Consider the following 14,475-nt stretch of genomic DNA (forward strand, 5'->3'; position numbering starts at 1 on the left):
GTGTGTGCACACCGCGTGCCGCTGGGCATCGGGCGGGCGCGCCACGAGCGCATGAGCGGGGAGGCCGGGACATGGCCGCAGGACGGGGTTCGGGGGGCCGGTGGCGGGCGCGCGCGGCGCGGGTCGTGGCGATCGTGGGGGTCGTCGCGGCGGCCGTGGTGGCGCCGCCCGCCGCCGGCGGCGGCAGGGCGGAGGCCGCGGCCGGCGCCCTGCCCCCGTACGTGTCGCTGGAGGCGACCTTCGGGGCGGGGACCGTCACCAACGGCTGGACGTCCGTGGAGCGCTACGCCGACACGACGAGCGGGTTCCGCACCGAGGGCTACCCGGCGGACGGGCGCGGCGACCAGGACGGCAAGCGGCTGACCTACTTCGGCGGGGTGGCCCGGCCCTCCTCGGGCCGGTTCCTCCTCTACTCGGCCCCCGGCTGGAACACCGGCAGCCGGACCACGCCCGTCCTGCTCGTCCACGGAGCGAACGACAACGCCGACCGGGCGTGGGCGAACCCCGGCGAGGCGGGCGGCTACGGCTGCGGCGCCGCCTCCTGCCCCTCGACCGGGCTGATGCAGTACCTGGCGGGGCGCGGTCACCGGGTGTTCGCCGTCGGTTTCGCGCACAAGCAGGGCGACAACCTCATGCAGGCACAGCTCGTCGGCGACGCCATCGCGGTGATCAAGGCGAAGCTCGGCGTGGACAAGGTCGACCTCGTCGGCTGGAGCAAGGGCCAGATGTCGACCCGGGCCTACGTGTCGTCGGTGAGGCCGAGCTGGGGACGGGCGTACGCGGGCGACGTGCGGCGCCTGGTCACGCTCGGCGGCCCCAACGGCGGCTACGACTACCCCTACGCCCACGGCTGGGCCCACGACTTCTCCGTCTGGCCCGAGTGCGGGGGCACGGTCAACGCCCCCTCGCCGCACTCCCACATGACCTGCTACGGCCTCTACACCGCCCACCCGGAGTTCTCGATGACCCCGGCCGGCGGCCAGGACAACTACCCCGGGCAGCGCCAGATGCTCGCCCGCTGGGACGGCGTCTACGGGGTCGACGGCTCCGCCCAGGACTGGTACACGACCTACTACGGCGGCCAGGGCTTCGCCACGGCCGGCAGCGGCATCCAGGCGGCCATCGACGCCGGATCGCTCGTCGCCCCGCTGCGGAACGCCGGTGTGCCGGCCTCCGTGTCCATGTACCTGCTGGCCGGCGGCTCCGCCGACGTGCTCGGTATCTTCAACGAGAACCGCGGCCCCAGCGACGGCGTCGTCTTCGTCTCCAGCGCCCTCGACACGACCGGCGTCGCCACCGTCGGCGGCAAGGCGACGATCGCGGGCGCCAACCACCTGGAACTGGGCTGGCACGCCTCGGCCGCCGCCCAGGTCGCCGCCTGGCTGTCCTGAAGCACCCGACACGACCACGGGAACCGACATGACCACCCTGCGCACCCGCCGGGTCGACACCGGCCGACTGACCCAGCAGATCACCGAGGCCGAGGGCCGGGACGACGGGGACGTCGTGCTCCTCGTGCACGGCAACGTCTCCTCGTCCGCCTTCTGGGACACGACCATGACCGCCCTGCCGGCCGCCTACCGGCCGATCGCCGTCGACCTGCGCGGCTTCGGCGGCACGGACCCGCTGCCCGTCGACGCCACGCGCGGGCTGCGGGACTACGCCGACGACCTCGCCGCGCTGCTCGCCGCCCTCGACGTCGAACGGGCCCACCTGGTGGGCTGGTCCATGGGCGGCGGCGTGGTCATGCAGTACCTGCGCGACCACCCGGCCGCCGTGCGCTCCCTCACCCTGGTCAACCCCGTCTCGCCGTACGGCTTCGGCGGCACGCACGGCGTGGAGGGCACGCTCAACTCCGCCGACGGAGCCGGATCGGGCGGCGGCACCGCCAACCCCGACTTCGTGCGGCTCCTCGCCGAGGGCGACCGCGGCGAGGCGTCGCCGCTCTCGCCGCGCTCGGTCCTGGCGGCCTGCTACGTGAAGCCGCCGCTGCGCCCCGACCACGAGGACGCGTACGTCGAGTCCATGCTCACCACGCGGCTCGGCGACGACCACTATCCGGGCGACAGCACGGAGTCGGCGGCCTGGCCGGGCATCGCCCCCGGCACGCGCGGCGTCCTCAACTGCCTCGCCCCCACCCACTTCCGCGCCGACGACCTGCACCTGGCCGACCCCCGGCCGCCGGTGCTGTGGGTGCGCGGCGAGGACGACGTCATCGTCTCCGACACCTCCCTGTTCGACCTGGCGCACCTGGGCTCGGTCGGCGCGGTCCCGGGGTGGGACGGCACTCCGGCGCAGCCGATGGTGGCGCAGACCCGTCACGTCCTGGAGCGGTACGCGGCAGCGGGCGGCGCCGTGCGGGAGGTCGCGGTCGCCGACGCCGGGCACGCGGTCCACCTCGAACGGCCCGAGGAGTTCACCAAGGCGCTGCTGGAGGTCCTGTCGGCATGACGGTGTGCGGCACACGACAGGGCGCGGTCCGCGGACGCGCCGGCGCCGACGGCGTGACGTCCTTCCTGGGCATCCCGTACGCCGCTCCGCCCTTCGGCGCGCGGCGGTTCCACGAGCCGGCGCCGCCCGAGCCCTGGACGGGGGTGCGCGAGGCCACGGCCCGCGGCGCGACGGTGCCGCACGCCCCCTACGCCCCGCCCTTCGACGCGCTCATCCCGGAGAACGCGATCGAGGGCGAGGACTGTCTGAACCTCAACGTCTGGACCCCCGCCCCGGGCCCCGGCGCGCGTCTTCCCGTGATGGTGTGGCTGCACGGCGGGGCCTTCAGCAACGGATCGGGGTCGGCCCCGGCCTACGACGGGCACGCCTTCGCGCGCGACGGCGTCGTGTGCGTGACCGTCAACTACCGTCTGGGCGCGGACGGTTTCCTCCACCTGCCGGGCCGTCCCGACAACCGCGGCCTGCTGGACCAGATCGCGGCCCTGCGCTGGGTCCGGGAGAACATCGCCTCCTTCGGCGGCGATCCGGACCTCGTCACCGTGTTCGGCGAATCGGCGGGCGCCATGAGCATCGGCGCGCTCCTGGCCCTGCCGCCGGCGCGCGGCCTGTTCCGCAGGGCGATCCTGCAGAGCGGCGCCTGCCATCACTTCCTCCGGCCGTCGTCGGCGGCCCTGATCACGGCCCGTCTCGCCGAGGCACTCGGCATCGACCCGACACCCGAGGCCTTCGCGACCGTCCCCTTCTCGCGGCTCCTCCCCGCCCAGGCCGCCCTGCGCGCCGAACTCAACGCCCGTCCCGATCCCGCCCTCTGGGGCGAGGCGGCGCTCAACATGATGCCCTTCGAGCCGGTCCTCCCGGCCCTCACGCCGCCCGGCCCCGACTGCGGGGTCGACCTGCTCGTCGGCAGCAACCGCGAGGAGTACCGCCTCTTCCTCGTCCCGACGGAGCGGCTCCGCCTCGTCCCCGAACCGACGCTCCGCGCCCTGGTCACGGCCTACGGCCTGGACCCGGCCGAGGCCCTTCCCGTCTACCGGGCCGACCGCCCCGACTCCACGGCCGGCGCACTCCTCGACGCGGTGGCGACCGACTGGTTCTACCGCATCCCCGCCCTCCGCCTCGCCGAGTCCGTCCCCGGCTCCCACGTCTACGAGTTCGCCTGGCGCTCGCCCCGGTTCGGCGGCGACCTCGGCGCCTGCCACGCCCTCGAACTGCCCTTCGTCTTCGACCGCCTCGACGATCCGTCGTACGCCCCGCTGCTCGGCCCCCACCCGCCCCAGGCGCTGGCGGACGCCGTCCACGGCGCCTGGATCGCCTTCGCGAGGACCGGCGACCCCGGCTGGGCCCCGTACGAGAAGACGACCCGGACGACGATGACCTTCGGCGCCTCCCCCCTCTCCGCCCCGGTCGCCGATCCCCGCGCGGCCGAGCGCCTCCTCTGGGAGGGCGTGCGGTGAGGTCGTGCGAGACGGCCGCCACGCGATTCGTGCGGAGGGCGGTCAGCCGATAGGGTTCCGGGTCACGACCGCACCCCGCTCGATCCAGGGGCCGGTCAGGGCTCTGCCGCGGTGCGTGGCGACTCCACGACCGCCGTGCCGATCTCTGCCTGCCCGGGCCCTGGACGACGGGGGCGATCCTCACGGCGGGGCCGGTCGGGCCCGGCCGACGGGTCTGGAGGAACGAGTGGCACAGCTCATCGCCGAGGTATCACGGACGTTCAACGAGTTCCTGCTCCTGCCCAACCGGACGCGGACCGACTGCTCGGCCGCGACGGTCGACCTGCGGACGCCCCTGGTGCGGCACGTCGTGGGCGAGGCGTCGGCGATCGAGCTGCAGTCCCCGTTCACGTCCGCGATCATGCAGGCCGTCAGCACCCCCGCACTCGCCATCGCCCTGGCGCGCAACGGCGGTCTCAGCTTCCTGCACCACAACCAGTCGGTGGCGGACCAGGCGGCGGCGGTCCGCCAGGTGAAGAACTTCAAGGCCGGGTTCGTCACCAGCGACACCAACGTACGCCCCGAGGACAGTCTGACCGTCCTGGTCGACGTCATGCGCCGCACGGGGCACAGCACCGCCGCGGTCACCCACGACGGGACCGCCACCGGCCGCCTCCTCGGCCTGGTGACCTCGCGGGACTTCCATCCGCAGCGCCACGATCTGGACGGCCCGGTCGCCGACCGGATGACGGCCCTCGCCGACCTGGCGCACGCCGGACCGGACACCACGCTCTCCGAGGCCAACGCGCGGCTGTGGGACGAGCGGCTCGACTGCCTGCCGGTGCTCGGCGACGAGGGCCGTCTGCAGTACCTGGTCTTCCGTTCCGACTACGCGGACAACAAGCGCCACCCGAACCAGCTCGTGGACTCCGCCAAGCGGCTGCGCGTGGGCGCCGGCATCAACACCCACGACTACCGGGAGCGGGTGCCGGCCCTGCTGGAAGCGGGCGCGGACGCCCTGTGCTTCGACTCGTCGGACGGCTACAGCGACTGGCAGGCAGAGGCCCTGACCTGGGTGAAGAAGCACCATCCGGAGATCCCGGTCGGCGGCGGCAACGTCGTCGACGGCGAGGCGTTCACCTTCCTCGCCGAGGCGGGGGCGGACTTCGTCAAGGTCGGCGTCGGTGGCGGCTCGATCTGCATCACCCGGGACCAGAAGGGGATCGGACGCGGCCAGGCCAGCGCCGTGATGGACGTGGCCGCGGCCCGCGACGCCTTCCTCGAGCGCACCGGCGCGTACGTGCCGATCTGCTCCGACGGCGGGCTGGTGCACGACTACCACGTCTCGCTGGCCCTGGCGATGGGGGCCGACTTCGTCATGATGGGCCGCTACTTCGCGCGCTTCGACCAGGCGGCCGGCGCCAAGGTGCCCACCCGCGACGGCTTCGTGAAGGAGTACTGGGGCGAGGGATCGAACCGGGCCCGCAACTGGCAGCGCTACGGCCAGGGGGGCCAGGGGCTGATCTTCGAGGAGGGCGTCGACGGGTACGTCCCCTACGCGGGCGACCTCAACGAGGGCCTCGCCCTGACCGTCGCGAAGATCAAGACGACGATGGTCTCCTGCGGCTCCGCCACCCTGCCCGAGTTCCAGGCCACCGCACGGCTGACCCTGGTCTCCGACCAGAGCTTCCAGGAGAGCCACGCCAACGTCACCCTGCGGGACAACCCCGCGCCGAGGTGACCTGCTCCGTGGAGAACGACTCCGGGGGAGGATCGCCGGAGGGACCGGACTCCACGGGCCGACTGCTCCACGGGTCCGCGACTCCAGGGGCCCGAGCGGGCTCCGCGCGCGCCGGAATTCGGTCGCTCCGGCGCCCGCGGAGACCTACGGTGGCCCGCATGAGGCTGCTCTCCGTCAACATCGGCCGTCCCCGGCCCAATCCGTGGAAGAGTCCGGAGAAGACGGGCATCGACAAGCGGCCCGTCGACGGGCCGGTCGCCGTCGTCGTACCCGGCCCCAAGGGCGCCGGTGAGGTCGGACTCGTGGGCGACCGCGCGTACGACGTCAAGAACCACGGCGGCGCCGACCAGGCGGTGTACGCCTTCGCCCGGGAGGACCTCGACGGCTGGGAGGCCGTGCTGGACCGGAAGCTCTCCGACGGCTTCTTCGGGGAGAACCTCACGACGTCCGGCCTCGACGTCAACGGCGCCCTGATCGGCGAACGGTGGCGCATCGGGGCGGACGTGGTCCTGGAGGTCTCGTGCCCGCGCATCCCGTGCGCCACGTTCCAGGGCCGGCTGGGCCGGGCGGACTGGCTCAAGGAGTTCACCCGGGCCGCGGCTCCGGGCGCCTATCTCCGCGTGATCCGTCCCGGTGACCTGCGCGCGGGAGACCTCGTCGAGGTCGTCCACCGGCCGGAGCACGACGTGACCGTGGCGGTCGCCTTCCGCGCGCTGACCCTCGAACCGGGGCTCCTGCCCCGCCTGTTGGTCGCCGACGCACTGCCCGAGGAGGACAAGGAGCTGGTCCGCCGACGCCTCCCGGCATGACCGGGACGACCGCGCGGGCACACGAGGCGGTCGGGTACGGCATGGCCGCGGCCCGCCCGCGCCGCCCGTTCCCGGCCGGTCCCGGTTCCGCCGGCTCAGTCGCCGATGCGGGAGAGGGCGCCCGGGCCGAGGTGTTCGGCGACGACGCCGAGGGCGGCCTTGACCTCGTCCAGTCGCGCCGGATCCTGCAGCACGTGCCTGAGGACGTCGTCGATGTCGGCGGATCGGACCGCCGCGACGCGGGCGGAGGTGTCCGGGGACGGGGTGACGAGGGTCCGGCGGCGGTCGTCGGGATCGGTGCGGGTCTCGACCGCGCCGGCTTCCCGGAGACGGGCGACGCAGGCCGAGACCTTGCTCTGGGGGAAGCCCGTCCGCGCGGCGATGTCCTTGACGGGCGTTCCGGGGTGGGCCTTGACGTCGGCCGCGACGATGATCACCGACTGCGTACTCGTTCCGTGGGCGCCGATGCCCTCGGTGGGGATGGCGGCCTCGCCGAGCTTCATCAGGGTGCGGCCCAGGAGGGCCAGGTCCATGCCGTTCACACCGCGCAATATACATCGCGTTCGATACATCAGTCTTGATGCATCTGAATGGATGCATTACCGTGGAGCCCACCACCACCGAGGAGGACTCCCGATGACCACCGGCCTGCTGCCCGTCGACGGCGCCGCGCTCCACTTCGAACAGCGCGGCTCCGGCCCGCTCCTGTTCATCTCGCAGAGCGGGGAGGGCGACGCCGGGCGGACCGCCGATCTGGTCGACGCCCTCGCCGGCGACTTCTCCGTGCTCACCTACGACCGCCGCGGCCTCTCCCGCAGCACCCTGACCCACCCCGGGCGCCCGGTCACCATGGCCGACCACACCGACGACGCCCGCCGCCTCCTCGCCCACGTCGCCGACGGCCCGGCCCACATGCTCGGCTGCAGTTTCGGCGCCGTCATCGGCCTCCACCTGGCCGCCGGACACGACGGCCTCCTCGACACCCTCATCGCCCACGAGCCCGTGGCCCCCTGGCTGCTCGACGCGGAAGCCGACGCGCACCGCCGCGAACTGGAGGAGCTCCAGGAGCTGTTCGCCGCGGGCGGGCTCCCGGCGGCCCTCCCGGCCATCGCCGCGTCCCTCGGTATCGACCCGGCCCACCCCGACACCGAGCCCGACCTCACCCCCCAGCCCATGGACGAGCAGCGCCGCCGCAACTTCGCCCACTTCATCACCGCGGAGTTCACCGCCCTCCGCACCGATCCCGGCTGCCGCGACGCCCTCGCCACCCGCGGGACCCGCATCCTGCCCGCCACCGGGCGCACCACCCCGACCACCGTCTTCGACCACCAGGCCGCCCACCGCCTGGCCGCCCTGGTCGGCCGGCCCGTCCTCACCTTCCCGGGCGGCCACAACGGCAACACCACCCACCCCCGCGCCTGGGCGGACCGGCTCCGCACCCTTCTGCGCGCGCCGCGCACCTGAGACCGGGCCGGGCGCACCGCTACGACGACGCCGCCCGCGCGCGTCAGCACGAGCGGGTGCCGGGCCCGGCCCCTGCCCGACGGCCACCTTCCGGGACGGCCCGAGGGCGTCGCGGGCACCGCCCGAGCACGTGCGGATCAGCTCAGGTGGCGGGCGGGGGCGGGAGGACGGAGGGTGGGCGCACAGGGCTGTCCGCCTTCGAGCCCCGAGGACGTCGCCGATGCACCGCTACCCGCCGATCGCCGACCACGGTCTCGTCGGAGACCTCCAGACGTGTGCGCTGGTGTCCGCCGAAGGGGTGGTGGACTGGATGTGCTCGCCGAGGTTCGACGCGCCGAGCATCTTCGGCAGGCTGCTCGACCACGAGCGGGGCGGACACTTCTCGATCACGGTCGAGGCCCCCGGCACGTCGGTGCGCCAGCTGTACCTGGCGGACACCGCGGTACTGCTGACCCGTTTCCTGACGCCCGACGGCGTCGGCGAGGTGGCCGACTTCATGCCGCTCGCCGACGATCCGACGGTGCCGGCCGACCGCCACACCCTGGTCCGGGTCCTGCGGGTGGTGCGCGGAACGGTCCGCTTCGCCGTCGAGTGCCGGCCGCGCTTCGACTACGGGCGGGAGGCGCACGAGCTGCTCCTGGACGGCGACACGGCCCGGTTCACGGGGGTCACGGCGTCGGCTCGGCTCCAGGTGCTCGGCCCCGTCCCCCTGGAGCGGGACGGCGGCGACGTCCGCGCCACCGTGGAGCTGTCCGCCGGCCAGCGGGCCGCCGCCGTCCTCACCCTGGACGCCGCCGACGCGGCGCCCCCGGAGCCGTCGGACGAGACCAGCCTGCGGGCCGCGTTCGACGGCGTGCGGTCCTTCTGGCACGCGTGGATCAGCCGGTGCCGGTACAAGGGGCGGTGGCAGCAGCAGGTCAACCGCTCGGCGATCACGCTGAAGCTGCTGACGTACGCGCCGTCCGGCGCGCCGGTGGCCGCCGCGACGACGAGCCTGCCGGAGCAGGTCGGCGGCGAGCGCAACTGGGACTACCGCTACACCTGGGTCAGGGACGCCTCGCTGTCGGTGCGCGCGATGGTCGACCTGGGCTTCACCGAGGAGGCGGACGCCTTCCGCATCTGGCTCGGCACCCGTCTGCAGGCGGGCGGGACGGTGAGCGGCGAACCGCTGCAGATCATGTACCGCGTGGACGGCGATCCGCACCTGAGCGAGGAGGTGCTCGGCCACCTGGAGGGCTGGCGCGGCTCGGCCCCCGTCCGCGCGGGCAACGGCGCCGCCGACCAGCTCCAGCTCGACATCTACGGCGAGGCCGTCTACGCCTTCGCGCAGGCGCGCGACCTCGCGCAGCTCGCCGGTTACGACGGCTGGCTCCGCTTCGCCGCCACGGTGGACTGGCTGGTCGAGCACTGGGACCGCCCCGACGAGGGGATCTGGGAGACCCGCGGCGGCCGGCAGGACTTCACCTACAGCCGTCTGATGTGCTGGGTCGCCTTCGACCGGGCGGTGCGGATGGCCATCGAGCTCGGCCGGCCCGCCGACCTGCCCCGCTGGACGGCCGCCCGGGACGCGGTGCTGCGCCAGGTCATGGAGCGCGGCTGGTCCACGGAGCGCGGGGCGTTCGTGCAGCACTACGGCAGCCAGGTCCTCGACGCCTCCCTGCTCCTCATGCCGATCACCGGCTTCATCGCGCCCCGTGACCCCCGCTGGCTCTCCACCCTGGACGCGATGGACCGCGAACTCGTCTCCGACAGCCTGGTCTACCGCTACGACCCCGCGGCCTCCCCCGACGGGCTCCGCGGCTCCGAAGGGACCTTCTCGCTCTGCAGCTTCCTCTACGTCGACGCCCTCGCCCGGGCCGGGCGCGTCGAGCAGGCCCGGTACGCCTTCGACAAGATGCTCACCTACGCCAACCACGTCGGGCTGTTCTCCGAGGAGATCGGCCCGACCGGCGAACAACTCGGCAACTTCCCGCAGGCGTTCACCCACCTCGCGCTGATCACCGCCGCGATGAGCCTCGACACGGCCCTGGACCGCGAGACCTGAGCCCTGAGCGCCTGTCTCTCTGCCCACTCGAGCCCCAGGGCCCCTGAACGAGCCCGACGGGCCCCGCCCCCGGCCGTCTCGACGGCGGCGGTGATCGGCGCGGCGCCCGTCGACGTACGGAAAACCACCTGCCGACGCGCTCGCGGTCCCGGTATCGTCCGGTCTCCCGACAGGCCGCACCGGCGGCCCCCGTCCAGAAAGCGACGCCCATGACCAGCCGCCGTGCGACGACGACCCTCTGGCGCCCCACCGGCCCCGTGGAGCTTGAGCTGGTGCGGCAACTCGACTGGCGCGCCTGGCCGCCGCGACTGCCCGAGCAGCCGATCTTCTACCCGGTGCTCGACGAGGACTACGCGATCAAGATCGCCCGCGACTGGAACGTGAAGCACAGCGGCGTCGGCTTCGTCACCCGCTTCGAGGTCGACTCGGAGTTCCTCGGCCGGTATCCCGTCCAGCAGGCGGGCGGCCGGACGATCCTGGAGCTCTGGGTCCCGGCCGAGGAGCTGGACGACTTCAACGCCCACATCGTCGGCGAGATCCAGGTGGTCCACGAGTTCCGCTGAGGCGCCCCCGCCGCGCGGCCGGCGGCCCCTTCGCCGTGCGGGGACGGGAGGGGCCGCACGGGAGCGGTTCCCTCAGTCGGAGGACGGCGGGGTGGAACGTCCGCGGATCGCGCGGCCCACGAGCACGGCGAGCGGGACGACGACCAGGACGTAGGCGGCACAGGCCGCCGCGGCCACGAAGCTGTCCGTGATCGCCAGGACGAGGCCCCCGATCACGAGGGCCGCGGCAAGGGTGCAGAAGAAGAGACGCATAACACCTCTAACGACCAAAGCGGGTGAGGGGCCTTCGGAACGACCCTGGGAACGTGGGTCCGGGGATGCCGTCGACCGCCACGCCGGTGTGCCCGAGTTCCCAGGTCCGGGGAGGTAGGACACCCGGTCGGCAGGGGTTCAGGTGTCCCCCGGGCCGACCGCGCGGGCGGCGGCGGGCCCCGGCCGCGAAAGGGCGCCCCACCGGGCCCGCACACCCCGTCGCAGCCGGGCGTCACCGGTCGTCCCAGGCGGAGGCGGACAGCCGGTGGTACCACCACATGTCGCCGTCCCACGGGCGCCGGTCCGCGAAGGGGTCGGGCAGGGTGCGCCGGGAGAACTCCCGGTCGAGCACGACCACACGGCGCCTGAGTTCGGCGCGCGCCCGCGGCGGGAGGTGTGCGAGCACCGTGGCGAGGACGTCGCGGCCGTGGCGCACGTCGTCGAAGGAGTGCCACCGGCAGCCGCACTCCGGAAGGCGGGGGTAGAGCGGCCGGCGCCCCGGCGGCCCGAGGAACGTCTCGTAACGACGCAGCGCCTCGCGGACGGCACCGGGGTGGAGGAGGCCGCCGCCGCACATCTCGACGCGGTGGACGGCGCGGCTGGTGTGGTCGGAGATCCCGGGAATGCGTTCCGGCGGCGGAGCGTCCCATCGACGCGGCCTCTCGAACGGTCGGGTGCGCAGCGCGCCCGGCCGTCTACGCGGCACGGGCCTTTCGGTACGACGTCATGGGGGCATTGTGTCAGCGGCCGCCGTGGATGCCCAGCCCGTTCCGGGTGCCGCAGGTCGGAGCGCCGTACGCGCCGGCCCTGGCGACCGCCGACACCGCGAGCCAGGCGTGACCGACGAGGCACCCCCCTGGAGTCGCCCCGTGCGACGCATCACGGCAACGGCGATGACAGCGGCGGCGTTGGTGGCGTGGGGCGAGTGGGTGAACCGGCGCTGGTCGCGGATGCTCGTCGGCGACCGTGAGGGCGTCACCGAAACCGTGGTGGTCCTGGGTCACCGGAATCCCCCGCCGCGGGCGAACCTCGTCAACCGCGCGCGTCCGCGCCGGCCTGTTGTCCCTCCGGCGCCTGCGCGCCGACGAGCGGAGGCTTCCCCGCCAGGCGTCGGCTTCCGGCACCCCCGGCGCTCGCCGGCTCCTCCCTCGGTGTGGCGGGCGCGCCCCGCCGCGCGTGTCCCCGCCTCTGCGCGACGTGATCACGATCACCTTTCTCCGGCGGGGGCGGTGTCAACCGGATCCCGCACGGCGGGCGTATGCGGGGTGTAGTCGGAGATCCGGGAGTTTGCTGTTGACGGTCGAGGAGTTCGAAGAGTTCTACGCCCACGCGGTGGCGCGGCTCACGGGCCAGCTGTACGTGATGCTCGGTGACCTGCACGAGGCGCAGGACGTCGTGCAGGAGGCCTTCGTGAAGGGCTGGAGCCGGCGGAGGCAGCTGGACCGGGAGGGGCAGCCCGAGGCGTGGATCCGCACGGTGGCCTGGCGGCTCGCGGTGAGCCGCTGGCGCGGTCGGCGGCGGACGTCGGAGGCGTGGCGCCGCGGGGTGGAGACGCCGGTGGTCGACGGGCCCGGGCCCGACCACCTGGTGCTGGTCGACGCCTTGCGCGGGCTGCCGCTCCAGCAGCGGCGCACGCTCGCCCTGCACTACCTGTGCGATCTGAGCGTGGACCAGGTCGCGGCCGAGACCGGGCTGTCGAGCGGCACCGTCAAGACCCATCTCTCCCGCGGCCGGGCGACGCTCGCGCAGCGGATCGAGGACCCCCGGAACGCGCACCCGTCGAGCGAGGAGGCACCTGGTGAGTGAGCCCCACGACCCCCTGCGGTCCCTGTTCCGAGAGGCCGCCGACGCGGGGCGGGCCCACGCGTCCTACCCGCCCGCGGCCGACATCAGCGCCCGGGGCCGGCGGGTCCACCGACGCCGGCTCGCGGTGTTCGCCGCGGGGGCCTGCCTCGTCGTGGGCGGCGGGGCCGCCGGCCTCGCCGCGCTGCCGCCCGGGCCCTCGGAGCCCGTACTCCCGGCCACCAGCCCCTCGGTGAGCGGTCCGGCGCCGACGGGCGTACCTCCGGTGGGTTCCACGACGTCACCCCCGCCGAGCCCGCCGGCCTCGACGCCCCCGCAGGGGACCCGGACGACGGCCCCGCCGACCTCCTCGGCCACCGCGACGCACACGGTGTCGGGGACCTCCACGACCACGCCCCCCGGCGGCGCCGGCTGACCGTCTTCCCGCTGGACGCCGGACCGCCGGGCCGTCGCCCGTAGGTCCGGCCCCGGACCCCTTCCCGTGCCGCTCCCCCGCGGCACCCTCCACGAGGGCTCGCCTCCCGGGACCGCCGACGCCCCAGGCCGTCCCGCGCCCCGCCACACCCCGGAGAGAGAGAAATGCCCCTCATAGTCCGCGATGCCCTGCATGCGCCCTCGCGTCGATCCGGAAGCGCCGCCCCTCAGGACCGTCCGCCCGCGCCGGCCCCGCCCGGATGGCGCCGCCGGCTCCGGCTCGACGCCGCGGACCGGGACGTGCTGGTCCTGTACCTGCTGACCCGGGTCGCGCTGCTGCTCACCGCGTACTGCACCGCCTGGCTGTTCCCGCGCGATCCCGAGAGCCACGCGCCCCAGCCGTTCTCCGCCGTCGTGGGCCAGTGGGACTGGAACCACTACCTGCACATCGCGCGTGACGGCTACTTCCCCGACGACCCGTCGGCTCGGCCGGATCCATGGGACAACAGGGAGGCCTTCTTCCCCGGCTTCCCGCTCGCGCTCCGGGCCGTGTACCCCCTCGTGGGCGACTGGACGGCGGCCGGACTGCTCATCTCCCTCGTCGCCGGAGCCGTCGCCGTCCTGGCGCTGGCCCGCATCGCTCGGCACCATCGTCCGCGGGCCGCCGACGGGCGGCGCGCGGCGCTGCTCCTGCTGGTCTCGCCGTGTGCCGTCTTCCTCGCCGTCGGCTACACCGAGTCCCTCTTCCTCGCCTTCGCGCTCCCCGCGTGGCTGGCCGCCCGACGCCACGCCTGGCCCCTCGCCGCGCTCCTCGCCGCCTGCGCCACCACCGTCCGGGTCACCGGGCTGTTCCTCGCGGCCGCGCTCGCCGTCCACTTCGTGCTCACCGCCCGCGACCGGGGCCGTCTCCGCCTGTTCCCCTGGCTGGCCCTTCCCGCCCTGCCCCTCCTGGTCCACACCTGCTACCTCTACGCCCGCACGCACGACTGGATGGCCTGGAAGCGCGCCCAGGAGCGCGGCTGGTACCGCGACTTCCACGCCCCCTGGGACGCCTGGACCACCACGTGGCAGGCCGCCTTCGGCCAGGACTACACCACCCCGTACGCCGTGCTGTGGCAGGCCGAGCTCGTCGCCATGGCCGTCGGACTCGTCACCGTCGTCGTCCTGGTCCGTGCCCGCCGCTGGCCGGAGGCGACCTACATCGGCCTCACGCTCTGGGCCCTCGGCACGTCCTACTGGTACATGTCCATCCCCCGCGCCACCCTCCTCTGGTGGCCCCTCTGGACCGGCCTCGCCTCCTGGACCCTCGCCAGGCCCCGCCTCTGGACGCCGCTCCTCACCCTCTCCGTCCCCTTGGGCGTCATCCTGGCCGTCACGTTCTTCTCCGGCCGCTGGGCGGGCTGACCGGGCCGGGGGGGGGGGGGGGGGGGGGGGGGGGGGGGGGGGGGGGGGGGGGGGGGGGGGGGGGGGGGGGGGGGGGGGGGGGGGGGGGGGGGGGGGG

Annotated in this window: 14 protein-coding genes; 11 read left to right on the forward strand and 3 right to left on the reverse strand. The window is 74.4% G+C overall.

The features are described 5' to 3' along the window. Positions 1-71 precede the first annotated feature (71 nt). From ACZ60W_RS22400 to ACZ60W_RS22420, 5 genes are all read left to right on the forward strand, one after another. Positions 72-1,391 carry an esterase/lipase family protein gene (locus tag ACZ60W_RS22400; protein WP_469757106.1) on the forward strand — a complete coding sequence of 440 codons (1,320 nt, stop codon included), beginning with the start codon at positions 72-74 and terminating at the stop codon, positions 1,389-1,391. Positions 1,392-1,419: 28 nt separating this feature from the next. Then, positions 1,420-2,451 (forward strand): alpha/beta fold hydrolase, encoded by a 1,032-nt coding sequence (locus ACZ60W_RS22405; RefSeq protein WP_469757107.1) that lies wholly within the window; start codon positions 1,420-1,422, stop codon positions 2,449-2,451. After that, a complete protein-coding gene (locus tag ACZ60W_RS22410; protein ID WP_469757108.1) occupies positions 2,448-3,905 on the forward strand; it encodes a carboxylesterase/lipase family protein in 1,458 nt (485 codons plus the stop codon). The genes ACZ60W_RS22405 and ACZ60W_RS22410 overlap by 4 nt, the downstream gene beginning before the upstream one ends. A 226-nt stretch (positions 3,906-4,131) precedes the next feature. After that, positions 4,132-5,625: an IMP dehydrogenase gene (locus tag ACZ60W_RS22415; protein ID WP_469757109.1), complete on the forward strand. Its 1,494-nt coding sequence runs from the start codon at positions 4,132-4,134 to the stop codon at positions 5,623-5,625. A gap of 158 nt (positions 5,626-5,783) precedes the next feature. After that, a complete protein-coding gene (locus tag ACZ60W_RS22420; RefSeq protein WP_469757110.1) occupies positions 5,784-6,434 on the forward strand; it encodes an MOSC domain-containing protein in 651 nt (216 codons plus the stop codon). 95 nt (positions 6,435-6,529) lie between these two features. On the opposite strand, the gene ACZ60W_RS22425 is transcribed toward ACZ60W_RS22420, so the two are convergent. Next, a complete protein-coding gene (locus ACZ60W_RS22425; protein ID WP_469757121.1) occupies positions 6,530-6,967 on the reverse strand; it encodes a MarR family winged helix-turn-helix transcriptional regulator in 438 nt (145 codons plus the stop codon). Between the two features lie 103 nt (positions 6,968-7,070). Between ACZ60W_RS22425 and ACZ60W_RS22430 the strand changes: the two genes are divergently transcribed. From ACZ60W_RS22430 to ACZ60W_RS22440, 3 genes are all read left to right on the forward strand, one after another. Beyond that, complete coding sequence (locus tag ACZ60W_RS22430) at positions 7,071-7,898, forward strand: alpha/beta hydrolase (RefSeq protein WP_469757111.1); 828 nt, start codon at positions 7,071-7,073, stop codon at positions 7,896-7,898. Between the two features lie 220 nt (positions 7,899-8,118). Next, a complete protein-coding gene (locus tag ACZ60W_RS22435) occupies positions 8,119-9,942 on the forward strand; it encodes a glycoside hydrolase family 15 protein (RefSeq protein ID WP_469757112.1) in 1,824 nt (607 codons plus the stop codon). A 209-nt stretch (positions 9,943-10,151) separates the two neighbouring features. Next, positions 10,152-10,505 carry a hypothetical protein gene (locus ACZ60W_RS22440; RefSeq protein WP_469757113.1) on the forward strand — a complete coding sequence of 118 codons (354 nt, stop codon included), beginning with the start codon at positions 10,152-10,154 and terminating at the stop codon, positions 10,503-10,505. 72 nt (positions 10,506-10,577) lie between these two features. On the opposite strand, the gene ACZ60W_RS22445 is transcribed toward ACZ60W_RS22440, so the two are convergent. Continuing rightward, positions 10,578-10,757 carry a hypothetical protein gene (locus ACZ60W_RS22445; RefSeq protein ID WP_469757114.1) on the reverse strand — a complete coding sequence of 60 codons (180 nt, stop codon included), beginning with the start codon at positions 10,755-10,757 and terminating at the stop codon, positions 10,578-10,580. A 232-nt stretch (positions 10,758-10,989) separates the two neighbouring features. Beyond that, a complete protein-coding gene (locus ACZ60W_RS22450) occupies positions 10,990-11,463 on the reverse strand; it encodes a hypothetical protein (protein ID WP_469757115.1) in 474 nt (157 codons plus the stop codon). A gap of 587 nt (positions 11,464-12,050) precedes the next feature. On the opposite strand from ACZ60W_RS22450, the gene ACZ60W_RS22455 reads away from it, so the two are divergent. From ACZ60W_RS22455 to ACZ60W_RS22465, 3 genes are all read left to right on the forward strand, one after another. Beyond that, positions 12,051-12,563, forward strand: a complete 513-nt coding sequence (locus tag ACZ60W_RS22455; protein ID WP_469757116.1) for a SigE family RNA polymerase sigma factor — start codon at positions 12,051-12,053, stop codon at positions 12,561-12,563. Then, a complete protein-coding gene (locus tag ACZ60W_RS22460) occupies positions 12,556-12,975 on the forward strand; it encodes a hypothetical protein (protein WP_469757117.1) in 420 nt (139 codons plus the stop codon). The genes ACZ60W_RS22455 and ACZ60W_RS22460 overlap by 8 nt, the downstream gene beginning before the upstream one ends. A 164-nt stretch (positions 12,976-13,139) precedes the next feature. After that, positions 13,140-14,378 (forward strand): mannosyltransferase family protein, encoded by a 1,239-nt coding sequence (locus ACZ60W_RS22465; RefSeq protein WP_469757118.1) that lies wholly within the window; start codon positions 13,140-13,142, stop codon positions 14,376-14,378. Positions 14,379-14,475: the final 97 nt, after the last annotated feature.

The organism is Streptomyces sp. NPDC104202 (genome assembly GCF_055584185.1).